At 62.1% G+C, this 22,469-nt stretch carries 25 protein-coding genes; 8 read left to right on the forward strand and 17 right to left on the reverse strand.

The window, feature by feature from the left end:
* Positions 1 to 192: 192 nt before the first annotated feature.
* Both K3762_RS04650 and K3762_RS04655 read right to left on the reverse strand, forming a co-directional pair.
* Complete coding sequence (locus tag K3762_RS04650) at positions 193 to 537, reverse strand: H-NS family nucleoid-associated regulatory protein (protein ID WP_132446582.1); 345 nt, start codon at positions 535 to 537, stop codon at positions 193 to 195.
* A gap of 83 nt (positions 538 to 620) precedes the next feature.
* Positions 621 to 2,588: a protein meaA gene (locus K3762_RS04655; protein WP_260011820.1), complete on the reverse strand. Its 1,968-nt coding sequence runs from the start codon at positions 2,586 to 2,588 to the stop codon at positions 621 to 623.
* Positions 2,589 to 2,752: 164 nt separating this feature from the next.
* Here K3762_RS04655 and K3762_RS04660 point away from each other — a divergent pair, with 164 nt between their 5' ends.
* The 5 genes from K3762_RS04660 (at position 2,753) to K3762_RS04680 (ending at position 8,243) form a co-directional block, all read left to right on the forward strand.
* The gene (locus K3762_RS04660; RefSeq protein ID WP_260011822.1) at positions 2,753 to 4,150 is read left to right on the forward strand and encodes a 1-acyl-sn-glycerol-3-phosphate acyltransferase; all 1,398 of its coding nucleotides are present in this window, start codon (positions 2,753 to 2,755) and stop codon (positions 4,148 to 4,150) included.
* Positions 4,151 to 4,275: 125 nt separating this feature from the next.
* Positions 4,276 to 5,556 carry a crotonyl-CoA carboxylase/reductase gene (ccrA, locus tag K3762_RS04665; protein ID WP_067630432.1) on the forward strand — a complete coding sequence of 427 codons (1,281 nt, stop codon included), beginning with the start codon at positions 4,276 to 4,278 and terminating at the stop codon, positions 5,554 to 5,556.
* 194 nt (positions 5,557 to 5,750) lie between these two features.
* On the forward strand, positions 5,751 to 5,957 hold the full coding sequence (locus K3762_RS04670; protein ID WP_120350489.1) for a hypothetical protein: 207 nt from the start codon (positions 5,751 to 5,753) through the stop codon (positions 5,955 to 5,957).
* Positions 5,905 to 6,624 carry a LuxR family transcriptional regulator gene (locus tag K3762_RS04675; protein ID WP_260011823.1) on the forward strand — a complete coding sequence of 240 codons (720 nt, stop codon included), beginning with the start codon at positions 5,905 to 5,907 and terminating at the stop codon, positions 6,622 to 6,624. The genes K3762_RS04670 and K3762_RS04675 overlap by 53 nt, the downstream gene beginning before the upstream one ends.
* 80 nt (positions 6,625 to 6,704) lie before the next feature.
* Positions 6,705 to 8,243 carry an ATP-dependent RecD-like DNA helicase gene (locus tag K3762_RS04680; protein ID WP_260011825.1) on the forward strand — a complete coding sequence of 513 codons (1,539 nt, stop codon included), beginning with the start codon at positions 6,705 to 6,707 and terminating at the stop codon, positions 8,241 to 8,243.
* Here K3762_RS04680 and K3762_RS04685 read toward each other — a convergent pair.
* The 12 genes from K3762_RS04685 to K3762_RS04740 all read right to left on the reverse strand — a co-directional run bounded on the left by K3762_RS04685 (position 8,240) and on the right by K3762_RS04740 (position 18,521).
* On the reverse strand, positions 8,240 to 9,007 hold the full coding sequence (locus K3762_RS04685) for a TIGR02186 family protein (RefSeq protein ID WP_132446590.1): 768 nt from the start codon (positions 9,005 to 9,007) through the stop codon (positions 8,240 to 8,242). The two genes, K3762_RS04680 and K3762_RS04685, sit on opposite strands and share 4 nt — an antisense overlap.
* On the reverse strand, positions 9,004 to 9,918 hold the full coding sequence (locus K3762_RS04690) for a sulfite exporter TauE/SafE family protein (RefSeq protein WP_120350492.1): 915 nt from the start codon (positions 9,916 to 9,918) through the stop codon (positions 9,004 to 9,006). Before K3762_RS04690 ends, K3762_RS04685 begins: the two co-directional genes overlap by 4 nt.
* A 114-nt stretch (positions 9,919 to 10,032) precedes the next feature.
* Complete coding sequence (locus K3762_RS04695) at positions 10,033 to 11,001, reverse strand: ABC transporter permease (RefSeq protein ID WP_120350493.1); 969 nt, start codon at positions 10,999 to 11,001, stop codon at positions 10,033 to 10,035.
* Positions 11,002 to 11,036: 35 nt separating this feature from the next.
* Positions 11,037 to 12,197: an ABC transporter permease gene (locus K3762_RS04700; RefSeq protein WP_260011829.1), complete on the reverse strand. Its 1,161-nt coding sequence runs from the start codon at positions 12,195 to 12,197 to the stop codon at positions 11,037 to 11,039.
* 1 nt (position 12,198) lies between these two features.
* On the reverse strand, positions 12,199 to 13,836 hold the full coding sequence (locus tag K3762_RS04705) for an ABC transporter ATP-binding protein (protein ID WP_260011832.1): 1,638 nt from the start codon (positions 13,834 to 13,836) through the stop codon (positions 12,199 to 12,201).
* A gap of 135 nt (positions 13,837 to 13,971) precedes the next feature.
* A complete protein-coding gene (locus K3762_RS04710; protein ID WP_260011834.1) occupies positions 13,972 to 14,973 on the reverse strand; it encodes a BMP family protein in 1,002 nt (333 codons plus the stop codon).
* A gap of 107 nt (positions 14,974 to 15,080) precedes the next feature.
* A complete protein-coding gene (locus tag K3762_RS04715; RefSeq protein WP_120350496.1) occupies positions 15,081 to 15,536 on the reverse strand; it encodes a GNAT family N-acetyltransferase in 456 nt (151 codons plus the stop codon).
* Positions 15,533 to 16,156: a tRNA (adenosine(37)-N6)-threonylcarbamoyltransferase complex dimerization subunit type 1 TsaB gene (gene tsaB / locus K3762_RS04720; RefSeq protein ID WP_260011836.1), complete on the reverse strand. Its 624-nt coding sequence runs from the start codon at positions 16,154 to 16,156 to the stop codon at positions 15,533 to 15,535. The genes K3762_RS04715 and tsaB overlap by 4 nt, the downstream gene beginning before the upstream one ends.
* Complete coding sequence (locus K3762_RS04725) at positions 16,149 to 16,709, reverse strand: NifU family protein (RefSeq protein WP_093928438.1); 561 nt, start codon at positions 16,707 to 16,709, stop codon at positions 16,149 to 16,151. Before K3762_RS04725 ends, tsaB begins: the two co-directional genes overlap by 8 nt.
* 136 nt (positions 16,710 to 16,845) lie before the next feature.
* Entirely contained in the window at positions 16,846 to 17,304 is a 459-nt protein-coding gene (locus K3762_RS04730) for a universal stress protein (protein WP_040700546.1), read from the reverse strand.
* A gap of 97 nt (positions 17,305 to 17,401) precedes the next feature.
* On the reverse strand, positions 17,402 to 18,280 hold the full coding sequence (locus K3762_RS04735; protein WP_132446853.1) for a branched-chain amino acid aminotransferase: 879 nt from the start codon (positions 18,278 to 18,280) through the stop codon (positions 17,402 to 17,404).
* A gap of 10 nt (positions 18,281 to 18,290) precedes the next feature.
* A complete protein-coding gene (locus tag K3762_RS04740; RefSeq protein ID WP_067625976.1) occupies positions 18,291 to 18,521 on the reverse strand; it encodes a hypothetical protein in 231 nt (76 codons plus the stop codon).
* A 132-nt stretch (positions 18,522 to 18,653) separates the two neighbouring features.
* On the opposite strand from K3762_RS04740, the gene K3762_RS04745 reads away from it, so the two are divergent.
* Both K3762_RS04745 and K3762_RS04750 read left to right on the forward strand, forming a co-directional pair.
* On the forward strand, positions 18,654 to 19,409 hold the full coding sequence (locus tag K3762_RS04745) for a M48 family metallopeptidase (RefSeq protein ID WP_132446851.1): 756 nt from the start codon (positions 18,654 to 18,656) through the stop codon (positions 19,407 to 19,409).
* A 4-nt stretch (positions 19,410 to 19,413) separates the two neighbouring features.
* Positions 19,414 to 19,770, forward strand: a complete 357-nt coding sequence (locus tag K3762_RS04750) for a YigZ family protein (protein ID WP_120350499.1) — start codon at positions 19,414 to 19,416, stop codon at positions 19,768 to 19,770.
* Here K3762_RS04750 and trhA read toward each other — a convergent pair.
* The 3 genes from trhA to K3762_RS04765 form a co-directional block, all read right to left on the reverse strand.
* Positions 19,767 to 20,387 carry a PAQR family membrane homeostasis protein TrhA gene (trhA, locus tag K3762_RS04755; RefSeq protein WP_259949973.1) on the reverse strand — a complete coding sequence of 207 codons (621 nt, stop codon included), beginning with the start codon at positions 20,385 to 20,387 and terminating at the stop codon, positions 19,767 to 19,769. The genes K3762_RS04750 and trhA overlap by 4 nt on opposite strands.
* 69 nt (positions 20,388 to 20,456) lie before the next feature.
* Positions 20,457 to 20,840 (reverse strand): hypothetical protein, encoded by a 384-nt coding sequence (locus tag K3762_RS04760; protein ID WP_132446849.1) that lies wholly within the window; start codon positions 20,838 to 20,840, stop codon positions 20,457 to 20,459.
* Between the two features lie 140 nt (positions 20,841 to 20,980).
* Positions 20,981 to 21,871, reverse strand: a complete 891-nt coding sequence (locus K3762_RS04765; protein WP_132446847.1) for a LysR family transcriptional regulator — start codon at positions 21,869 to 21,871, stop codon at positions 20,981 to 20,983.
* A 95-nt stretch (positions 21,872 to 21,966) separates the two neighbouring features.
* Here K3762_RS04765 and K3762_RS04770 point away from each other — a divergent pair, with 95 nt between their 5' ends.
* Positions 21,967 to 22,461, forward strand: a complete 495-nt coding sequence (locus K3762_RS04770; protein ID WP_132446845.1) for a lactoylglutathione lyase family protein — start codon at positions 21,967 to 21,969, stop codon at positions 22,459 to 22,461.
* Positions 22,462 to 22,469: the final 8 nt, after the last annotated feature.

The following is a 22,469-nucleotide window of genomic DNA, read 5'->3' on the forward strand; positions in this document are numbered from 1 at the left end:
CTGATGTTTGGCGCATTTTGCCTGCCCGAGGCGGGCTTCACAAGGGCCGCGATGGGGGAGGGGGCGTGACGTAAAGCGGACGGGCGCACGACAATTGGGACGGCTACCCAATTCGCTTTCCCTCAAGAATAAAAAAAGGCGCCGGTGAATTTCCATTCACGCGGCGCCAAATTCCCGCAATTCGGGAAATGGTTAAATCCGCATCGTTTCCGGATCGGCACCATTCTCTACTTGGGCGCGAAACCAATTCGGCTGACGGCCTTTTCCTGTCCAAGTCTGGGACGGGTCTTTGGGGTTGGAAAACTGAGGTTTCGATTTCGGGCCCGTAGCCGCTTTGTGCGGTTTCTTTGCCTTCTTGGGTGCGGGTTGTTCATCAGCTAACTCATTCAGGGAAAAGCCATATTCCGCCGCAGCCTTCTCGGCCGCCTTACGTGCCGCCCGGCGTTCGCGGGCCTGCGCGGCCTGCAATGCCTTTTTGACATCCGACAGAAGTTTCTCCAATTCCTTGCGGCTCATGGATTTCAGGTCTTTTTCCATATCTGATATTTCCTTTCCAGATTGTGCTGGTACGGGGAATTATAGATCCAATTGGTTAATTGCACGTTGTATTTTGTGTCAGCCTATTCTGCGGCCACCGCTTTGGGGTCGGCCAGCGCAATGATATCTTCCATGATCACGTTCAATTCGAAATCTTTCGGGGTATAGACCTGCGCCACTCCGGCAGCGCGCAAACGTGTTGCGTCAGCCTCGGGAATGATGCCGCCGACGATGACCGGGATATGGTTCATCCCTGCCTCGGTCATGCGCTGCATCAGGTCTTCGACCAATGGCACATGCGAGCCCGAGAGGATCGACAAGCCGACCACATGGGCGGCTTCCGTTTGCGCAGCTTCGACGATTTCCGCGGGCGTCAGGCGGATGCCTTCATAGCTGATGTCCATGCCGCAATCGCGGGCGCGGACGGCGATCTGCTCTGCCCCGTTCGAGTGGCCGTCGAGCCCCGGTTTGCCGACGAGGAATTTCAGCCTGCGGCCCAGTTTATCGCTGACCGCATCCACCGCGTCGCGCAGATCGTCCAAGCCTTCGGTCTTGTTGGACTGGCCCGGGGAAACCCCTGTCGGGCCACGATATTCCCCGTGAACGGCACGCATCTGCGCGGCCCATTCGCCGGTGGTGACGCCCGCCTTGGCGGCGGCGATGGAGGCGGGCATGATGTTGTCGCCCGCGCTGGCGGCGGCACGTAGGTCGGCCAGTGCCTGTTTGACGGCGCCCTCGTCGCGCGCGCTGCGCCATGCGTCGAGCCGGGAGAGTTGGTCGGCTTCGGCACCGGGGTCTGATTGCATGATATCGCCCGCGCCGGTCATCAGCGGCGAGGGCGCGCCTTGTTGCCATTTGTTCACACCGACAACGACTGTTTCGCCGCTTTCGATGCGGCGCAGCCGGTCGGCGTTGCTTTCGACCAAGCGGCCCTTCATGTAATCGATCGCGGAAATCGCGCCGCCCATACCGTCGAGGTTTGCCAATTCAGCGCGTGCGCCTTCTTTGAGCAATTCGACCTTGGCATCGACCGCCGGATTGCCGTCGAAAAGATCGTCGAATTCCAGAAGGTCGGTTTCATGGGCCATGATCTGCTGCATCCGCATCGACCATTGTTGGTCCCACGGGCGGGGCAGGCCGAGCGCTTCGTTCCACGCGGGCAATTGCACAGCACGGGCGCGGGCCTTTTTCGACAGGGTCACGGCGAGCATTTCGATGAGGATACGGTAGACGTTATTCTCGGGCTGTTGTTCGGTCAGACCCAGTGAATTGACCTGAACCCCATAGCGGAAACGACGGAATTTGGGGTCTTCGACCCCATAGCGGTCGCGGCAAATCTCGTCCCAAAGGTCTACAAATGCGCGCATTTTGCACATCTCGGTGACGAAACGGATGCCCGCGTTCACGAAGAATGAGATGCGGCCCACCAATTTCGGAAAATCCTCTGCCGGGACGCGCGGTTTCAGCGCGTCGAGCACGGCGGTGGCAGTGGCAAGTGCAAAGGCCAATTCCTGTTCCGGCGTCGCACCTGCTTCTTGCAGGTGGTAGGAACAGACGTTCATCGGGTTCCATTTCGGCACGTTGGTATAGCAGTATTCAGCCACATCCGCGATCATCTTGAGTGAGGGCGCGGGCGGGCAGATATAGGTGCCGCGGCTGAGGTATTCCTTGATCAGATCGTTTTGCACCGTGCCTTGCAGGGCGGAAATATCCGCGCCCTGTTCTTCGGCCACGGCGATATAGAGCGACAGCAGCCAAGGAGCCGTCGCGTTGATCGTCATGGAGGTGTTCATCTGTTCAAGGGGGATGCCATCGAAAAGCGCGCGCATGTCACCGAGGTGGTTCACCGGCACGCCGACCTTGCCAACCTCGCCACGGCTGAGCACATGGTCGCTGTCATAGCCGGTCTGGGTGGGCAGGTCGAAAGCCACCGAAAGCCCGGTTTGCCCGCGCTCCAAGTTTGACCGGTAGAGCGCGTTGGACGCGGCGGCGGTGGAATGGCCCGCATAGGTGCGAATGAGCCAGGGGCGGTCTTTCTGCGGTTGGGTCATCTTGGCCTCTTGAATCTGGTGGCAATAAAGTTGCGTAATGACGTTGATAAGGGAAATAATATGCCTCTGTCAATTCGCTGCGTTGCGGCATCGCGCGCGCCCGGCCAGTGGGCAGAAAACAGATAATTATTGTCCTCTCGCCTGCGCGCTGTAAGGGTTAAGCCATGACGCAGACTGTGCAATTGCCCCTTTGGCTGTTTATCCTCATCGTGGTTTTCGCAGCCGTCACGGCGCTGAGCCATTTTCTGCTGCCTTCGGTGCGTTGGTTCTTTCGCCGACGGCTGGAACGGGCAGTGGAGCGGCTGAACAAGCGGCTGACCCGGCCCATTGAGCCCTTCAAGCTGGCCCGGCGGCATGACATGATTCAGCGCCTCATCTATGATCCGGAGGTCAGCCAAGAGATCGTAAACTACGCCCGCAGCAATGGCGTGCCCGAGAACGTCGCCTTTCAAAAGGCCCGCGAATATGCGCGCGAGATCGTGCCGCGGTTTTCCGCCTTTGCCTATTTCAGCTTTGGCATCCGGCTGGCGCGGTTGTTGACCAACACGGTCTACCGGGTCGAGACGGCCGTGAGCAACGAGTCGACATTCGCCGCGCTGCCGCGTGATGCCACGGTGGTTTTCATCATGAACCACCGGTCGAACATGGATTACATGCTGGTGACCTACCTCGCCGCGCGGTCTTCGGCGCTGAGCTATGCGGTGGGCGAATGGGCGCGGGTTTGGCCGCTGAGCACGCTGATCCGTTCCATGGGCGCTTACTTTATCCGGCGCCGTTCGCGCGGGGCGCTCTATCGCAAGGTCTTGGCGCGCTACGTGCAGATGGCCACGACGGGCGGGGTGACGCAGGCGTTCTATCCTGAGGGGGGGCTGAGCCTCACCGGGGCTTTGCAGCCGCCAAAGGTGGGCTTGCTGTCTTATGTGGTGGAGGGGTTCGACCCCGAAGGGGAGCGTGACATCATCTTTGTGCCCGTGGCGATTAACTATGACCGGATCTTAGAAGATCGCGTGTTGATCGCCGCCGGAGAGCGCGGCGACCGTCGCTTTGGCGCGCGGATCACGGTGGTGGTGGGCTTTGTGCTGCGCAAGATTTGGCGGCGGATACGCGGGCGGGACACGCGCTTTGGCACGGCGGCGGTGACCTTTGGTGATCCGCTTTCGCTGCGCCGCACGGGGGCGGATGTGCCGGTCTCGGATCTATCGGAGATGCTGATGGACCGGATCGCGCAGGCCATGCCAGTGTTGACCGTACCGCTGATCGCGCGGGTGATGCTGCAGGCGAAAGGGCCGCTGAGCGAGGCGGAATTGCTGGCGAAAGTGGCCGCCACGCTTGAACAGATGCCGCTGCGCAACCGCGTGCCCAAGCCCGACGTTCTGCCGGACCGCGTCGCCCGTGCCACGGCCCGCCTTAAGAAACGTGGCGTCATTTCCGAAGACGCGCAGGGGCTGCAAATCGTGGCGGGGCAGGAACCTGTTTTGGCCTTCTATGCGAATTCCATTGCGCATTTCCCCAGTGAGGATGCTGCACCTGCGGCAGAAATTGCTGCGACTGCTGGGTCATAAAATTACAAAAGTAGACTTGTGGGGGTTGCAATGTTGCGCGGTGGGTCATATCCCAAAGGGGAGCCGCCGCGATTCTGCAGTGCGGCACAGACCTTGTAGATACCGATCACCGGCAGGAGGCCCACATGGCACTGGATACGAAACACGCCGACTATGACGCCCCGCAAAAAGACCTGTATGAAGTGGGTGAAATGCCCCCGATGGGTCATGTCCCGAAACAGATGTATGCTTGGGCCATCCGCCGCGAGCGGCACGGCGACCCGGATAGCGCAATGCTGCAGGAAGTCGTCGATGTGCCCCAACTCGACAGTCAGGACGTGCTGGTCTTGGTCATGGCGGCGGGCATCAACTACAACGGTGTCTGGGCCGCGCGCGGCGTGCCGATCAGCCCCTTTGACGGCCATGGTGAGCCCTATCACATCGCAGGTTCCGACGCCTCTGGCATCGTCTGGGCGGTGGGCGACAAGGTGACCCGCTGGAAAGTCGGCGACGAGGTGGTGATCCACTGCAACCAAGACGATGGCGACGATGAGGAATGCAACGGCGGCGACCCGATGTATTCGTCCAGCCAGCGCATCTGGGGCTATGAGACGCCCGATGGGTCGTTCTCTCAGTTCACCCGCGTGCAGAGCCAGCAGCTTATGCCGCGCCCCAAGCACCTGACATGGGAAGAAAGTGCCTGTTACACGCTGACGCTGGCCACTGCCTATCGGATGCTTTTCGGTCACGAACCGCATGACCTGAAGCCCGGCCAGAACGTGCTGGTCTGGGGTGCGTCGGGCGGCCTTGGCTCCTATGCGATCCAGCTCATCAACACCGCAGGCGCCAATGCAATCGGCGTGATCTCGGACGAGAGCAAGCGGCAGTTCGTGATGGACCTGGGCGCCAAGGGCGTGTTGAACCGCAAGGATTTCAACTGCTGGGGCCAGCTGCCCACGGTGAACACGCCGGAATATAACGAGTGGTTCAAAGAGGCCCGCAAGTTCGGCAAGGCGATCTGGGACATCACCGGCAAAGGCGTGAACGTCGATATGGTGTTCGAACACCCCGGCGAGGCGACTTTCCCAGTTTCGACCTTCGTGGTCAAAAAGGGCGGCATGGTGGTGATCTGTGCCGGGACGAGCGGCTTTAACCTGACCTTCGATGTGCGCTATATGTGGATGCACCAGAAGCGTTTGCAGGGCAGCCACTTTGCCCATCTGAAACAGGCGAGCGCGGCGAATAAGTTGATGATGGAACGCCGTCTTGATCCCTGCATGTCCGAAGTCTTTAGCTGGGCCGATTTGCCCGAGGCGCATATGAAGATGATGCGCAATGAGCATAAGCCGGGCAATATGTCGGTGCTGGTGCAGGCCCCCACGACCGGACTGCGCACACTCGAAGACACGGTGATGGCGCGCGACTGAGCGATACCGATAGTCTGAGACAAGATCCCCCCCGTGGCCCCGGCCGGGGGGTTTTTCGTTTGTCCGCAACCAGAACAAAGACTTACCGCAGCCAACCCCGCCATTTCTGGGGGGACGAAAAGCGCGGATGGTGCGAAATCGTGCACATGCTATGGTTGTATTAATCTGCCATTAACCAAAGCTGGGCGACCCTCATGCAAGATGATTGGATATTGGACGTATTGGCCGATCTCAGGGCTTTTGCCATGGCGAACCAACTGCCGCGCACGGCGGAACAGTTGGACGACGCGGCGCTTATCGCTCTGGCCGAGATGTCCTTGCAACGCGAAAGGGCCATAGGCCGGACGCATGAGGATAGAGCCGCATCTGGAACGCATTTGGGAAAGGCTGGCACAGGCTGACGGCCAACCCGATCTTGGCCAAGCCTGCGAAGACCTGCGCGATCACTACGGCATTTTGCATGTGGTCTATCACTGGGTCGACACGGCGGGCGTGCAATATGGCTGCGGCACCTATGGGCCGCTCTGGTCCGAACGCTATCAGGCGCACAACTACCTCCGCATCGATCCAGTTGTCGCTGGCTGCTATCGCCGGTTTGAACCGGTGGACTGGAAAGACCTCGATTGGTCCTCTCGCGCGGCGCGGCAGTTCCACCGGGATGCCTTGGACCACGGGGTCGGCAATCAGGGTTTCTCGGTCCCGATCCGGGGGCCGCATGGGCAATTTGCGCTGTTTACCACGAACCATAGTTGCACAGATGGGGTCTGGGCCGCCTTCACCGCGCGGCACCGGCGCGATCTGATCTGGGCGGCGCATTGTTTCAACGAGAAGGCATTGGCACTGGCCCCGGACCGTGCGCCCTGCGCAGTGCAGGCGCTGTCCCCCCGTGAGGTCGATGCGATGACGCTGTTGGCAGTGGGCTATAGCCGCGCGCAGGTGGCCGACCGGTTGTCGATCTCGGAACACACGCTGCGGGCCTATGTGGAAAGCGCGCGGTTCAAACTGGGCGCATCGAACACGACCCATGCCGTCGCACGCGCGCTCAGCCGGGGGCTGATCGTCGTCTGAGGTGGATAATTCACGTGAATCGCGGGCGGGCAGGGCAAAGCCATCTGGCCCCCGGCGCGGGGCTCAATTAGGGTCGCCCAATGACATCTACCGCGCTCACCTACTCCGAAGACCAAGCCGCCGCCCATGATAAGGTGGCCGAGATGCTGCGCTCTGCGGGCATTGATCTGGACGATTCATTGCTGATGCCGCCTGCGGGCGGGCCGGATCAGGTGATGGCGGTGACGGGCAAGGCCGGATCGGGCAAAACACTGCTGCTGGCCGAGCTTTATCGGGCCTTGGAAGCGGCGGGCGTCGACATCGTCTCGGGCGATTACGAATCGCGCAAGAAACGCGAGAAACGCACGCTGGCGATCCTTGCGCCGACCAATAAAGCGGCCAGCGTTTTGCGTCTGCGCGGCGTGCCCGCGACGACAATCCACCGTATTCTTTACACGCCGGTTTACCACCCTGAATACGAGCGCATCGCGGAATGGCTGACCGGGAACGGCGAAAAGCCGGACATCGAAGGGCTGAGCGAAGTCGCGCTCGACCGGGCAGCGACGTTTTTCGCGAACAACAAATCCGTGCCCGGTGCGCTGGCGGCGGCAGGCTTGCGGGGCAGTGATTTCATCACCGGATGGAAGCGGCGCGAAGACCCGTTGGATATCGGTTTTGTCGACGAAAGCTCGATGCTGGATGACAAACAGTTCGAGGACCTGAAAGAGATTTTCCCGACGCTGCTTCTGTTCGGCGATCCGGCGCAGTTGGCCCCGGTGGGGCAATCCGGCACGATGGTGTTTGAAAAACTGCCCGAAAAGCGGGTGTTGAACCTCAACCGTATCCACCGACAGCAAGCTGACAATCCGATCCTTGATCTGGCCCATGCGCTGGCCGACCCGCAGCTGGAGTTTCATGACTTCGAGCGGATGATCGAAGACGCGGCACGCAAGGATGATCGCGTGGTTTGGGGCCAGCGGGTTGAGGTTGATCTGATGGCGCGCAGCCCTGTGCTGGTTTGGCGCAACGCCACGCGCATTCGGTTGATCAACGCCTTCCGCGCCGTGCATGGCGCGCCCGAAGATGCATTGTTGGCCGGCGAGCCGCTGATCTGCGACGGGATCGAATTGCCGTTGAAGCACCGCAAGAAACGCCTCGACCTAGAAGCGCGCGGCCTGATCAAGGGCGCGCAGGTGGTCTATCTGGGCGAGGGACGAAAGCCGGGGTTCAGCAGGTTGCACGTCATCGGTGCCGAAGACCCGCAGGTAAGTGCCGCGTCGATCGTGAAAATCGAAAAACCGGATGAGGAAGAGCCCTTTATTCCCTTCGCCGCGCGTATGGGGGCCACGTTTCTGCACGGCGCTGCTGTGACGATCCACAAGGCGCAGGGCAGCCAGTGGGAGAACGTGCAGGTCTTTGCGCCCGATCTTTATGCGGCCGCGCGGATGGGGCGCTCTGAGGCCGGGCAACCGCTGTGGAAACGCCTTGCCTATGTCGCCATCACCCGCGCGCAGGAGCGGTTGATCTGGGTGGTGCGTAATCGGCTTAGCAAGCCATCTGGGCCGCTGCGCGTCGATGATCTGCGCGCCGCTCCGGCTGCGGCTTTGACGCTGGAAGCGACAGAGGATGGCGCGGCTTAGCGGCGCAGCAATCCGAAGACGGCTGAGGCAACCCAGCCCGCCGAAACGGCGATAAACAGCGACAACAGCCCGTAAATAAACGCTTGTTCGTGGGCGAGGTTGAACAGCCACCGTTCCATCCCGACTTTGCGCACGTCGATCACCGTCTCATATTGCGCCACCACATCGCCGCCACGGGTCAGGAAAATCCGCGTGTCATAGGCGCCCTCGGTGAGCGAGGCAGGCAGCGCAACGGCGGCGCGAAAGAGGGTCTGTTCGTCAACCTTCACGCCGTCTTCGATGACTTGGTAGAGGTTGGCATCCTTGCGCACGCGGATCAGCGCATCGGTGAACTGGGTCGGGTCCGCGATCTCCATCGGCGCGCCGACAGAGCGGATGGCGCGGGGGATGGAAATGCGGTGGCGCAGGTCTTCGATGCGTTTGAGCACTTCGGACAGCGGACCAGAGGTGACCACGGCATAGAAACTCGGCGCGCGGTCGACCTCAACTGCGTCGGTGTTGACCCAGATGCCAAAGCGCCGTTCCTTGCGCCGCACCATGATCGGGGTCGAGGGGCCAGAGACGGTGACGACCACCTCAAGCGGCGCGCCCTCAGGGATTGGCGTTTCACGTTTGACAGCGCCGTAAACGAGGATTTCGGACCCGTCGAAATTGGTGGTGATGGAGACTTCGGCTTGGCTGAGGCCCAGCACGATCTCCTCTTCCGCCGCGGCGGTGAGCGCGGTGAACATCAGGCCAGCGAATGCGAGAACTGCGCGGATCATTCTGCCGCCACCGGGCTGAGGGAATAAAGCTCGGACGGTTCCAGCAGCAGATCGAGCGCCAGCTTGCCGCAGACCGCGAGGACCAGAACCGCCAGCAAGATGCGCAACTGTTCGGCCTGCATCCGCACGCCGATGCGCGTGCCAACCTGCGCGCCCAGCACGCCACCGACCAGCAAGAGCACCGCCAGCACGATGTCGACCGTCTGGTTGGTTGTGGCGTGCAGCATGGTGGTGAAACCGGTCACGAAAATGATCTGCAACAGCGAGGTGCCGATCACCACTTTGGTGGGCATGCCAAGCAGGTAGATCATCGCGGGCACCATAATGAAGCCGCCACCGACGCCCATGATGGCCGAGAGCATCCCAACCGCCGCGCCGACAAGCACCGGGGGGATCACCGAGATATAAAGCCCCGATACCCGAAAGCGCATTTTGATTGGCAGGCCGTGGACCCAGTAGTGTTTCTTGCGCTGCACGCGCCCGCCCTTGCGGGTGCGGCGGATCGCGCGGAGCGATTCAAAGAACATCAGCCCGCCGATGATGCCCAGAAAGATCACGTAGCAAAGGGTCACCAGCAGATCGACCTGACCCAGCGATTTCAGGTAGTTAAAGATGAACATGCCGATGCCCGAGCCGACAAGACCCCCGGCCAGCAGCACCCAGCCCATTCGGAAATCCACCGTGCGCCGTTTGAGATGCGCCAGCAGGGCCGAAAAAGACGACGCGACGATCTGGTTGGTCGAAGTCGCCACGGCCACGGCGGGGGGGATGCCCACAAAGAACAACAGCGGCGTGATCAGAAACCCGCCGCCGACGCCGAACATGCCCGACAGAATGCCCACAATGCCGCCCAATCCCAGAAGGAGAAAGGCGTTAACCGAAACTTCGGCGATGGGCAGGTAGATTTGCATGACGTTTCCTAGCCCCGAACGGCCGCGCTTTTCAACATAGCTTGCCGCGACAAGGCGACCACTGAGATAGGTTGCGCCGATCCGGCCCTCGGGTGCAAGGGCCGGAGGGGGATGTCAGCGTTCTTTCACATAGGGTTCGCCGCCCGCGCGGGGCGGGATCGCCTTGCCGACGAAGCCTGCGAGGATCACCACCGTCATCAGATAGGGTAGTGCGCCCAGAAGCTGGCCCTGCACCTTGATGCCGATGACCGACTGGATCACATCAGGCCGCGTCTCTAGCGCGCCGAAAAGGCCAAAGAGCAGCGTGGCCCAGAGCGCGTACCAAGGGCGCCACTTGGCAAAGATCAGCGCGGCCAGCGCGATAAAGCCACGGCCCGCCGACATGTCTTTGACGAAGCCCGCCTGCAGCGCGGTGCTGAGGTAGGCCCCAGCCACGCCACAGAGCAGCCCGGCAATGGCCACGGCGGCATAGCGCAGACCGACGACCGAGACGCCAGCGGTGTCCACGGCGGCAGGGTTTTCACCCACCGCCCGCAGGCGCAGGCCAAAGCGGGTGCGGAACAGGATCCACCATGTCAGCGGCACGGCGAGGAAGGCGGCATAGACAAGGATCGAATGGCCCGAGATCAGCTCTTCGTAGAAGGGGCCGATGAAGGGCACGTCGGCCACGGCCTCGGCAAAGGGCAGGGTGATCGGCTCGAACCGTGCGCCGCCAAAGAGCGAGGGTGTGCGGCCGCCTTGGGCGAACCAGTCTTGGGCAATCAGCACCGTCATGCCCGCGGCGAGAAAGTTGATCGCCACGCCAGAAATGAGCTGGTTCCCACGGAAGGTGATCGAGGCCAGCCCGTGGACAGCGCTGAGTGCCAGCGAAGAGGCGATGCCCGCCGCAAGGCCAAGCCAGACCGACCCGGTGAGCGATGCCACCGCGGCGGAAAAGAACGCCGCCGCCAGCATCTTGCCTTCGAGCCCGATGTCAAAGACGCCCGCGCGTTCGGAGAAGAGACCGGCAAGACAGGCCAAAAGCAGCGGCGTGGCCAGCCGAACGGTGCTGTCGAGCAATTGGATGAGCGTGATATAGTCCATAGGTCAGACCCGCTTTCTCAGGGGGGTATAGGGGCTCATTCCGCGCTCTCCGACTGGGCGCTGCGGGGGCCGGGTTTGGGCTCGCTGTCAGCGGAATTGGCAGGGGGGCCGGGGCGGCGGAACATAAGGAAAAGACGCTCCAGCGGCATCCGAACCATGTTGTCGAGCGCGCCAGTAAAGAGGATCACCAGCGCTTGGATCACGACGATCAATTCGCGCGGGATCGAGGTCCAGAGGGCCAGTTCGGCACCTCCTTGATAGAGGAAACCAAAGAGCAGCGCTGCAAAGAAGACGCCAACCGGGTGGCTGCGGCCCATCAGCGCCACGGCGATGCCGATAAAGCCTGCGCCCTCGGTGGCGTTCAGCACCAGACGTTCGCTTTCGCCCATGACGTTGTTGATCGCCATCAGCCCCGCCAGCGCGCCCGAGATGATCATCGTGACCATGGTGATGCGCACGGGCGAGATGCCCGCGTATTTGGCGGCAGGTTGCGAATGGCCATAGGCGCGGATTTCATAGCCCAGACGGGTGCGCCAGATCAGCAGCCAGACCACGATACAGGCCGCGGTGGCGACGAGCAGTGAGACGTTGGCGGGGGCGGACTTGGAAAAGGCAATGCCAAGCGGGGCCAGCAATTCATGCAACGTGGGCAGATGCACGGCCTCGGGAAAGCGCGCGCTGGCCGGGTCCATGCTGCCGGGCGGGCGCATGACGTTGACCAGAACGTAGTTCAGCAGGGCGGCGGCGATAAAGTTGAACATGATCGTGGTGATCACGACGTGGCTGCCGCGTTTGGCTTGCAACCAGCCGGGGATCGCGGCCCAGATCGCGCCCAAAAGCCCGGCCATCACACCGCAGCCGATCAGCGCCAGCGTCCAATGCGGCCAAGGGATATAGAGCGCGGCAATGGCGACGCCCAAACCGCCCAGCATTGCCTGACCTTCGCCCCCGATGTTGAACAGCCGCGCGTGAAAGGCCACGGCAACGGCAAGCCCGGTGAAGATGAAGTTGGTCGCGTAATAAAGTGTGTAGCCCCAGCCATAGGATGAGCCGAGCGCGCCTTTGACCATCAGCGTCACGGCGGCAATCGGGTCTTCGCCGATAGCAAGGATCACCAGCGCCGAGAGCAGGGCGGCCAGCAACAAAGAGATCAGCGGCACGAGGATCACCTCGGCCCATTTTGGCATCACGTCCATTTCAGACCTCCTTGCTGGCGTCGCCGCCGGCGCGGGCGAGATTGGCTTCGACCTCGGCCACGCTGTGTTCGTTTTCGGTGTCGGTGATGCCAGCCATGAGCAGCCCCAGTTCTTTCTCGTCGGTCTGGTCGGCGGCGCGTTCGCCCATGATCTGTCCGTCGAACATCACTGCAATGCGGTCCGACAGGGCAAGGATTTCTTCGAGTTCGACCGAGACCAGCAGGATCGCCTTGCCTTGATCGCGCAGGGCGATGATCTGCTCGTGGATGAACTCAATCGCGCCAATGTCGACGCCGCGTGTGGGCTGGCCGATCAGCAACAGGTCGGGGTTGCGCTCGATCTCCCGGGCCAGAACGATCTTTTGCTGGTTCCCGCCCGAGAAGTTCTTGGCCGCGAGCGTCGGGTCAGGCGGGCGCACGTCAAAGCGTTCCATCTTGTCTTCGGCATCGGCACGGATGGCCGCGTGGTCCATCAGCAGCCCGCTGTTGAAGCGGTCGTCGTGGTGGTAGCCGAAGACATTGTTCTCCCACGCCTGAAAATCCATGATCAGACCCTCGCGCTGGCGGTCTTCGGGCACATGGGCCACGCCGCGGGCGCGGCGCGATTGGCCGTCGGATTTCTTGCCCGAAAGGTCCAGCGGCGTGCCGTTTAGCGTGACGCTGCCGGTGCCATCGGCATAGCCGCCCAGCACTTCGAGAAGTTCGGATTGGCCGTTGCCCGCAACACCCGCAAGGCCCAGCACTTCGCCCGCGCGGATCTGCAGGTCGATGCCGCGCAGACGCTCGACGCCCTTGTCGTCAACCACGCGCAGACCTTTGACATCAAGGATCACATCGCCCGGTGTGGCAGGCTTTTTATTCACGCGGAGCAATACCTTACGCCCGACCATCAGCTCGGCCAGTTCCGGCGGCGAGGTCTCGGCGGTTTTCACGGTCGCGGTCATCTTGCCCCGGCGCATGACCGACACGGTGTCGGTGATCTCCATGATCTCGCGCAGCTTGTGGGTGATGAGGATGATGGTTTTGCCCTCAGATCGCAGGCGCCCGAGGATGCGGAATAGCTGGTCGGCCTCGGCAGGTGTCAACACGCCGGTCGGCTCGTCCAAGATCAGAATGTCGGCCTGCCGGTAGAGCGCCTTGAGGATCTCCACGCGCTGCTGCATGCCGACGCCAATGTCCTGCACCAGCGCGTCGGGATCGACGTTGAGGCCGTAGTCCTCAGACAGGCTGATCAGTGTTTTGCGGGCTTTGGAGAGCGAGGGCTTCAGCAGGCGGCCATCTTCGGCGCCCAGAATGATATTTTCCAGCACGGTGAAGTTCTCGACCAGCTTGAAATGCTGGAACACCATGCCGATGCCCGCCGAGATGGCGGCTTGGCTGTCGGGAATCTCGGTCTTTTTGCCACTGATGAAAATCTCACCCGCGTCGGCTTTGTAAAAGCCATAGAGGATCGACATCAGCGTCGATTTGCCCGCGCCGTTTTCGCCGATAATCCCGTGGATCGTGCCGGGCATCACGCGGATCGAGATGTCTTTGTTGGCCTGCACAGGGCCGAAGGCTTTGGAGATGCCTTTGAGTTCGATCGCTGGCGCGGTGCCGGTAGCGGGGGCAGTGCCGGTAGCGGGGGCGGTATCGGTCATATCAAAAGGTCCTGCGGGCGTGGCGGCCCTTGATCTGGAAATGAGCCATCTTTGTCCGTGTCACGCTGTCATGTTCGGAAAGGGCCGCGCCGGTGGAACGGCGCGGCCCTTGTGGTCATTTTGGTTAATCTAAGTTCAGAAGTCCAGCGCCGGGCAGCTGTCATTCTCGTAGTAGGAAACCACTTTGATCTCGCCGTCGATGATCTTCTGGCGCGCTTCGTCTACGGCGGCCTTCATTTCTTCGGTCACGAGATCGGCGTTATGCTCGTCCATGGCGACGCCGACACCTTCTTCGGCAAGGCCGAGGGTCACAACTTCGCCAACTTCGAGGTCTTCGCCCGCCATCATCGCGTCATAGACCGCGACATCGACACGTTTCAGCATTGAGGTCAGGACTTTGCCCGGGTGCAGGTGGTTTTGGTTGCTGTCCACGCCGATCGACAGGATGCCTTCGTCGGCGGCGGTTTGCAGCACGCCCACGCCGGTGCCGCCTGCTGCGGCGTAAACCACGTCAGCGCCTTGGTTGATCTGGGCTTTGGTGATCTCAGACCCCTTCACCGGGTCGTTCCAAGCGGCGGGGGTTGTGCCCGTCATGTTGGCGATGACTTTGGCATCGGGGTTGGTCGCCATGACGCCTTGGGCATAGCCGCAGCCAAAGTGGCGGATCAGCGGCACGTCCATGCCACCGACAAAGCCGACGGTGTTCGACTCAGATGCCATCGCGGCCATCACGCCGACGAGGTAGGACCCTTCATGCTCGGCAAAGCTGACCTGACGGACGTTGGGCAGGTCGAGCCAGTTCACGTCGACCACGGCGAATTTCGTGTCGGGGTAGTCAGGCGCGACGGTCGAGAGCGGATCGGCCATGGCGAAACCCATGGTGATGATCGGGTTGGCACCGGATTCGGCGAAGCGGCGCAGAGCCTGCTCACGCTGCGCTTCGGACTGCATTTCGATCTCGGCGAATTTGCCACCGGTTTCTTCGGCCCAGCGGGTCGCGCCGTTGAAGGCCGCTTCGTTGAAGCTTTTGTCGAACTTGCCGCCGAGGTCAAAGATCAGCGCGGGTTCGGCCAGCGCGGCGCCCGATGTCACGGCCAAGCCTGCGGCTGCGCCGAGGAATTTCGTCATGAGGGTCATTTATCGTCTCCCGGTTTGTGGTGCCGGGCGGTCGGGCAGGTGCTGCCGCCACGGCGTTTGTGGATCATATGATCAGGTGTAATTTAGGGCGCAGGCAGGGGGTAGGGTCAACCGCTTTTTGCGGGCAGGGCGGCGGGATCGCCACAGTGACCACGGGTCAACATGCGCCGCAGAATGCAGGCATCGACCGCCGCCACACCCCTGCGCGCATAATATGCACGGCGGGTGGCAATTTGGGCAAAGCCTTCATTCGCATAGAGTGCGCGGGCGGGCAGATTGTCGGCGGCAACCTCAAGAAAGGCGCTGTCACAGTCGGCCGGCAGGGCCGCCAACCAGTCGTGCAGAAGGGCGCGGCCCAGCCCTTGGCGCTGCCGGGCAGGGTCGACGGCGAGGGTGAGCAGTTCAGATTCGCCCGCGATGGTGCGGGTCAGGGCAAAGCCACCGGGGCGGGTGAAAAGCTCCACGAAGGGGCTGTCCAGCAGGCTGGCGAACTCTGCCTCCTGCCACGGTCTGTCTTGGGTAAAGGCAGCGGCGTGGAGGGCCGCAAGCGCGGCTGGTGTCACGGCAGCAGCACCGGGGCCGCGTCGCGCGCCGGGGCGGCATCGGCGGGGCGCAGGTAAAGCGGCGCGGGGCGGGCTGGACTGTCGGCGAAACGGCGGGCCGTTATGCGGGCGATGGCTTCGACCACCGGCATGGCGGGAGGCTCTCCGCCCGCCCCGATGAGGGGCCCGGTGAAGGCCGGAAGACCGGATGCGTCGTAAAGGGCGGGGGTGGAAATACCTGCGTTGTCAAAGCCTTGGAGGAAGACCTGATCGCGCCGTGCATCCACGGCGCAGGCGCAGGGGCCATCGTGACCCTCGCGCAATGCGTCAAAGGCATCGACCCCGACTGCCGGAATGCCAAGGCCAAGCGCCAACCCACGCGCGGCGGAAACGGCGATGCGGATGCCGGTGAAATTGCCCGGTCCGATGCCAACGCCAAGCGCGTCAAGATCGGCGTAGGCCACCCCCGCGTCACTCAACAGTTCCTCGCAAAGCACCAACAGCCGTTCGGCTTGGCCCTTGGTCATCGGCTCCACGCGCGCCGCCAATACCCGGTCGCCCGACAGCAAAGCGGCCGCGCAATGCGCGGCCGATGTGTCGAAGGCCAGAATGAGCGGCCCGCTTGCGCGATGGTCAGGCAACCGGACGAACCTCTGTCACCTCGGGGATGTAGTGGCGCAGCAGGTTTTCGATGCCCATTTTCAGCGTCAAAGTGGACGAGGGGCAGCCCGCGCAGGCGCCTTGCATGTGCAGATAGACAACGCCACGCTCAAACCCGTGAAAGGTGATGTCGCCGCCATCTTGGGCCACGGCAGGGCGCACGCGGCTGTCGAGCAACTCTTTGATCTGACCGACGATTTCACCGTCTTCGCCATCATGGGCGGCGTGGCCCGATGTGGGCTGGTGATCAGAGGCCATGACCGGCTCACCGGATTGGAAATGCTCCATGATCGCGCCCAGCAGGGCGGGTTTCACATGGTCCCATTCAACCGCGTCTTGCTTTGTCACGGTGACGAAATCGGTGCCGAAGAACACGCCCGTCACACCCTCAACAGCAAAGAGCCGTTGGGCCAGCGGCGATGTCGCACCGGCGTCGGGGGTCGGGAAATCGGCGGTGCCCATTTCCAGCACGGTCTGACCCGGCAGGAACTTGAGTGTTGCGGGGTTCGGAGTGGATTCGGTCTGGATGAACATGGGATGTACCTCGCTTTCGGCGTGGGTTCTGATATGCGCCCGCGCGGGCGGCAAGTCAAGGTTTAGAACCGTTCTAAATTGTGTGTGGCCCACACGGAGGGGCGGGATGCAGGGTTGGGTCAGGCGCAGGCTGCGGTCATGTGATCGCTTCGAGCCGTTCCTTGCTGAGATCGCCGGGCACGATGGTGATCGGCACAGGCAGTGCCCCGGCAGAGCGCGACAATTGCGTAACAAGCGGGCCGGGGCCTTTCTTGCGGTCGCCGCTGGCGCCGAGCACCAGCACGCCGATGTCTGGGTCATCTGAAAGCTGTTGGATGATCTCATCCGTGGGCTCACCTTCGCGGATGATCAACTCAGGATCGACGCCCTGTTTGTCGCGCATCCATTTGGCGAAGACCTCGAAATGCACCTCGATCCGCTCGCGGGCCTCTTCGCGCATCAGGTCGCCGACGCCGATCCAATGGTTGAACTCTTCGGGCGGGATCACCGACAGGACGGCCACGCCGCCCCCGGTACGCGCCGCGCGCAGAGCGGCAAAGCGCATGGCATTCAAACATTCGGTGCTATCGTCCAGCACCACTAGGAATTTCCGCATCAAACCCTCTCTCCGCACCTCCTCCCGGTGCGGTGTGATCATGGCGCGGGCGGGCGGCGCTGGCAATTGCTTTTGCGCGCCGCTGCCGCCCGTACCTTCAGCCGCGCTGACTTGCGGCCCAATCCCAATACATTTCGCGCACGCGGCGGGTCACCGGGTTCTGGTTGTCCCCGGTGCCATATTGCGTGTCGTCAAAGGCGCGGACGGGGGTGACCTTCATCATATTGCCCGACAGGAACACCTCATCGGCGGCATGGAAATCGTCAAAGCTGAGGACGGTCTCATGCACCTTCATGCCCGCGCCGCGCATGTTCGACATATGCCGCGCGCGGGTGATCCCGGCAAGGAACGTGCCGTTGGGAATGGGGGTGAAGACCTCGCCATCCTTGACCATGAACACGTTCGCACTGGCGCTTTCGGCGACATTGCCCATGGCATCGGCCACCAGCGCGTTGCCGAAACCTTTGGACCGCGCCTCGACCATCATCCGGGCGTTGTTGGGATAGAGACAGCCTGCTTTGGCATTGACCACGTTATCCTCCAGCACCGGGCGGCGGAAGCGGGTGCGGGTGAGGGTGGTTGCGGCCTCTGGCGGGGCCATGGGGATGGCCTCTAGACTGATGGCGAAACCGGTGGCGCCTTCGCGCGGCACGATGCCCAACTCGTCGCCCGCCAGCGCCCAATACATCGGACGGATATAGACCGCCTGATCGCGCGAATAGCTTTTCAGACCCTCGCGGCACATCTCGATCATGTCCTCGGTCTCGACCGTGGGGGTGATCATGAGGGCCCGGGCAGAGCGGTTGATCCGCGCGCAATGCGCCTCAAGATCGGGGGCCAGCCCGTCAAACAGCCGCGCCCCGTCAAAGACGGTGGTGCCGAGCCATGCGCCGTGATCGGCAGCCTTGATGGTGGGCAGATCGCCGTCGTGCCATGCGCCGTTGAAATAGGTCTTGATGTCTGTGCCGGTGGCCATGTGACGATCCTTAGGAATTGCTGCGGTAGATGCCCTCGGGCAGGTTCAATGCCGCCGTCAGATCGCTCAGCTGCGCGGGGGACAGGGTGATCTTGACCACACGGTCAGTGCGCGCGTCCCATTGCTCGATCGTGATCTGTCCTGCAAAGGCAGAGACGGTCACGTCCTCGCGCAGGGGGGCGTCGGATTCGTCGATCAGGGTGATGACGGTGGCGTCGAATTCGTGCTCGATGGTAAACATGAGGGCACATTAGGCTTTGTGCGGCCAAGCGCAAGACCGCCGTTGGGACGTCAAAGCTCTGTGAACGGGGGTGGCAGCGCCGGGGCGTCATGATAGACAGGTGGGCGAGGAAAAACCGAGCGAGGACTTGCCGTGAAATTGTTGAATGCCCTTGGCGCATTTGCCGTCATCGCCCTGCTTTCGGCCTGCGAGGTGGCACCGGTTCAGACAGGGCCGATCCAGGTCGACCGGCCGCAGACCACCGGGCAGCAGACCACTGGGCAGCAAACCACTGGGCAGTCGGGCCCACGGCTAAGCGCGAACGCCGCCGCGCGGAGCTTTGTGCAGGTGGTTCGCACGCTTGAGCCCGTGGCCGAGCGGGAGTGCCGCAACCGCACCACGGGGATGAATTGCGACTTTAACATTGTTGTCGATGATCGCCCCGGACAGCCTGCCAACGCCTTTCAAACGCTAGATAAAAACGGCCGCCCGATTGTCGCCTTTACCTTGGCGTTGATTGCCGATGCCCGCAACGAAGACGAACTGGCCTTCGTGCTGGGCCATGAGGCCGCGCATCACATCGCGGGCCATATTGGCCGCCAGCAGCAAAACGCCATGGCGGGCGCGGTGATCTTTGCCGGGATCGCCACGCTCAGCGGTGGGGACGCGACCGCTGTGCGCACGGCGCAGGAACTGGGTGCTGAGGTCGGCGCGCGGCGGTACTCCAAGGACTTCGAGCTTGAGGCCGATGCCCTTGGCACGATCATCACCGCGCGGGCGGGCTATAATCCGTTGCGGGGGGCGGAATTCTTTACCCGCATTCCCGATCCCGGCGACCGTTTCCTTGGCACGCATCCGCCCAACAGTTCGCGGATCGATATCGTGCGGCGCACCATGGCGGGGCTGTGACGGTTTGCGCAAATTGGGGCAGGTACTGAACGACCGCGGATCGAAATACGCGGTGTCGGGCTGTTCCGCGCGCAATCGTGCCGAGGTCGACGCCGCGTTAAAAGACCTCAAGCGCGAGAAATCCTACGCCAAGGCCACGCATAACACATGGGCGGTGCTGTTCTCAGACGGCGGCCCGCTGAAAGGGGATGATGGCGAATCCGGTGCCGGGATGGTGATCCTGCGCATGCTGGAGCGGGAAGGGCTGGAAGATCACCTTATCGTCGTCACCCGTTGGTACGGCGGCAAACATCTGGGCGGAGATCGGTTTCGCCATGTCCAGACCTGCGTGCGGGCCTATCTGGATGCGGTGGCGGCCTAAAGGCTCAGTGCAATCGCGGCAAAGAAACAGGCCGTGGCGATCAACACAAAGACATGCCAGATCGCATTTTGATAGCGCATGCCGGGGTGGGCATAGATCAATGTGCCCGCCGAATAGGTTAGCCCGCCCGCGGCCACCAGCGCCAAGGCGGCACCGGGCAAATTGTGCCACATCGGGTAGATCAACAGGACCGAGAGCCACCCCATCCCGAGGTAAAGCGCCAGTGACCCCCGCGCATCGGTGCGCCAGAACCAGAGCTTTGCCACCGCGCCGATCACCGCGAGCGCCCAGACCACGCCCAAAATGCCGTAGGCAAATCCCGAGCCGATCACCATTACAAGCGGCGTGTAAGTGCCCGCGATCTTGAAATAGATCGCCGCGTGGTCGACACGGCCCAGAAAAGCGCGACTGCGGTCGAAGGGCAGCAGGTGGTAGACGGCGGAGGCGGTGAAGGAGGCAAGGATACACGCCGCATAGATCACGGTGGCGGTCAGCGTGCCCTCCTGACCTGCGGCGTGCATCATCAGAAAGATGCTGGCAGGGATAGCAAATCCGAGGCTGAGCAGATGCACTGTGCCATCAGCCAAGGTCTCAGAAGTGGAGGTCGGATAAGCCATGCCGAATAGGTAGCAGCGTCGTTCTGCCATGCCATAGGTGACGCAGCGTCAATCGGGCGGCCCGACGGATCAGCGCGGTTTGTTGCCGTCGATCCAGCGCGACATCAGGGTTTTGTCGCGAAAACACTCCTGCGGCACATCGCGGCGTTTCAAACGCGCGATGCGTTCGGCAAAGGCGACCTGTTTGGCAGACGGGTAGGCGGCGAAAGGCCCCTCTAGCGCTTGCGGTTTATGGGCGTCGATCCATTCTGACACCGCCGTGCGGTCACCCTCGATCCCTTCGGGCAACGCGCTGCCCGTTTTCTTGGCAAGGGTCCGGGCGTATTGCATCTGCTTTTCGGTCGCGGGCATGCGGCGGTCGGCCTGTTTGGGCTGTGCACTGTCGCTGCCGCGCGGCGGGCGACCCTGTTGGTCGGGGTCGAAGATGCCGGGAAACTGAGGTTGAAAAGACATGTGGTCATTCCTCTGCTACTGCGTTCTACATATAGAACAGAAAGGGAACAAGTTCAAGTCTCTCCGTAGTCGCGCCCTTTCTTTTAGGTATATCTAGTAGGGAGGTGGTTTGGTTCCACAATATCGGCGAATTGTGCGACCTAGTGCAATCTCGCAGCGGCCTCAGCGATAAGCTCTGCCGCTCTGCGCATTCGGGCGGGCAGGGGCCGCCCACGCCGCGAGGCGAGCCAAAGTTCATGCCAGCGCCGTTTGGGCAGAGGCAGCAGCCGAAGCTGGTCCTTCGCGGCAAAAGTCTCGACCCCGCTGCGGGGCAAAAGCGTGTAGCCCACCCCCCGCGCCACCGCCGCCGGAATCTGGCCGATTTGGTTCACATAGCCACGCAGGCGGATCCGGTCGGCCCCCGGATAGCTGCCCGGAAAATTCAACTGCAACAGATCGTCGGCATAGGCAAAGCCATCGGGATGCGCGATGAAGCCGTGCGCTTCAAGATCGGCGAAACTTTCTATCTGTTCCAATGCATTAACCGGCAGAACAAGGCAAAGTTCCTCGCGTCCCAGATGCTGGGCTTCCAGTCTGGCATGGGCGGGATCATCGGCCAGCACACCCAGATCGAACCGCCCATCCAGCAACCCGGCGCGGATCGTGGCTTGGGGTGCGGCTTCGAGGTGCAGGGAGAGGTCCGGCGCGTTGGCCATCCACTCTAGCAGCAGGGGCTGGAGCAATATGGCGAAACTGCCGGAGCAGGCGATATGCACCACGCCGCAGTCGGGCAGATCGGTGGCGATCCGTTCGCGCAGCCGCTGCTCTTCGCGGCGGCGGGCAAGGCCGGTCTCGAACAGCGCTTCGCCCGCCGGGGTCAGGGTGAAACTTTTCCCCTCGCGCGCGATCAGCGGCTGGCCCAGTTGATCCTCAAGCTTGCGCAGATGCTGCGACACGCCGGGTTGCGTCATGTTGAGCCGCTCTGCCGTGCGGGTGAAATGGCCCGCCTCGCAAAGGGTGGTGAAGGTCTCAAGCCAAGTGGCATTCAGCATATCAAGCGTTTCGTTATGATTTAGATGAGGTTTGATAATTTCACATGTGGGGCGTGCCTGTCTATCTCAAGCTCAGCGCAAACAGGAGAAACCCCATGACCACCCCCCGTACCTTTTCTCACATCGGCCTATCCGTGCCGGACCTCGACGCTGCGGTGAAATTCTATTCCGAAGTGTTGGGCTTTTACATCGTGATGCAGCCCACCGAAGCGGTAGAAGAAGACACGGCCATCGGCGTCATGTGCACCGATGTCTTCGGCCCCGGCTGGGGTTCGCTGCGCATTGCCCATCTTGCGACAGCGGATGGCATCGGCATCGAAATCTTTGAATTCCCCGGCAATTACGCCCCCGAGGAGAAGCTAGAGCATAAGCGCCACGGCACGTTCCATTTTGCCATCCAAGACCCGGATGTTGAAGGGTTGTTGGAGCGGATCGTCGCGGCGGGCGGCAAGCAGCGGATGCCTGTGCGGGAGTATTTCCCGGGCGAGAAACCCTACCGCATGGTCTATGTCGAAGACCCCTTTGGCATCGTGTTCGAGCTTTACAGCCACAGCTATGAGCTAACCTATTCGGCGGGCGCCTACGCCTGATCGGCCAC

This window comes from Sulfitobacter sp. W074, from assembly GCF_025142275.1.
Classification (GTDB): Bacteria; Pseudomonadota; Alphaproteobacteria; order Rhodobacterales; family Rhodobacteraceae; genus Sulfitobacter; species Sulfitobacter profundi.

What these genes read in the sequence shown, in the direction of transcription:
- K3762_RS04705 (WP_260011832.1), bottom strand. Translation starts at nt 13,836, where the DNA reads ATGACCGATACCGCCCCCGCTACCGGCACTGCCCCCGCTACCGGCACC.
- K3762_RS04735 (WP_132446853.1), bottom strand. Translation starts at nt 18,280, where the DNA reads ATGGCCACCGGCACAGACATCAAGACCTATTTCAACGGCGCATGGCAC.
- K3762_RS04675 (WP_260011823.1), top strand. Translation starts at nt 5,905, where the DNA reads ATGAGGATAGAGCCGCATCTGGAACGCATTTGGGAAAGGCTGGCACAG.
- K3762_RS04770 (WP_132446845.1), top strand. Translation starts at nt 21,967, where the DNA reads ATGACCACCCCCCGTACCTTTTCTCACATCGGCCTATCCGTGCCGGAC.
- K3762_RS04680 (WP_260011825.1), top strand. Translation starts at nt 6,705, where the DNA reads ATGACATCTACCGCGCTCACCTACTCCGAAGACCAAGCCGCCGCCCAT.
- ccrA (WP_067630432.1), top strand. Translation starts at nt 4,276, where the DNA reads ATGGCACTGGATACGAAACACGCCGACTATGACGCCCCGCAAAAAGAC.
- K3762_RS04650 (WP_132446582.1), bottom strand. Translation starts at nt 537, where the DNA reads ATGGAAAAAGACCTGAAATCCATGAGCCGCAAGGAATTGGAGAAACTT.
- K3762_RS04760 (WP_132446849.1), bottom strand. Translation starts at nt 20,840, where the DNA reads ATGTCTTTTCAACCTCAGTTTCCCGGCATCTTCGACCCCGACCAACAG.
- K3762_RS04740 (WP_067625976.1), bottom strand. Translation starts at nt 18,521, where the DNA reads ATGTTTACCATCGAGCACGAATTCGACGCCACCGTCATCACCCTGATC.
- K3762_RS04725 (WP_093928438.1), bottom strand. Translation starts at nt 16,709, where the DNA reads ATGTTCATCCAGACCGAATCCACTCCGAACCCCGCAACACTCAAGTTC.
- K3762_RS04700 (WP_260011829.1), bottom strand. Translation starts at nt 12,197, where the DNA reads ATGGACGTGATGCCAAAATGGGCCGAGGTGATCCTCGTGCCGCTGATC.
- K3762_RS04765 (WP_132446847.1), bottom strand. Translation starts at nt 21,871, where the DNA reads ATGCTGAATGCCACTTGGCTTGAGACCTTCACCACCCTTTGCGAGGCG.
- K3762_RS04710 (WP_260011834.1), bottom strand. Translation starts at nt 14,973, where the DNA reads ATGACCCTCATGACGAAATTCCTCGGCGCAGCCGCAGGCTTGGCCGTG.
- K3762_RS04730 (WP_040700546.1), bottom strand. Translation starts at nt 17,304, where the DNA reads ATGCGGAAATTCCTAGTGGTGCTGGACGATAGCACCGAATGTTTGAAT.
- trhA (WP_259949973.1), bottom strand. Translation starts at nt 20,387, where the DNA reads ATGGCTTATCCGACCTCCACTTCTGAGACCTTGGCTGATGGCACAGTG.
- K3762_RS04670 (WP_120350489.1), top strand. Translation starts at nt 5,751, where the DNA reads ATGCAAGATGATTGGATATTGGACGTATTGGCCGATCTCAGGGCTTTT.
- K3762_RS04655 (WP_260011820.1), bottom strand. Translation starts at nt 2,588, where the DNA reads ATGACCCAACCGCAGAAAGACCGCCCCTGGCTCATTCGCACCTATGCG.
- K3762_RS04660 (WP_260011822.1), top strand. Translation starts at nt 2,753, where the DNA reads ATGACGCAGACTGTGCAATTGCCCCTTTGGCTGTTTATCCTCATCGTG.
- K3762_RS04695 (WP_120350493.1), bottom strand. Translation starts at nt 11,001, where the DNA reads ATGGACTATATCACGCTCATCCAATTGCTCGACAGCACCGTTCGGCTG.
- K3762_RS04690 (WP_120350492.1), bottom strand. Translation starts at nt 9,918, where the DNA reads ATGCAAATCTACCTGCCCATCGCCGAAGTTTCGGTTAACGCCTTTCTC.
- K3762_RS04685 (WP_132446590.1), bottom strand. Translation starts at nt 9,007, where the DNA reads ATGATCCGCGCAGTTCTCGCATTCGCTGGCCTGATGTTCACCGCGCTC.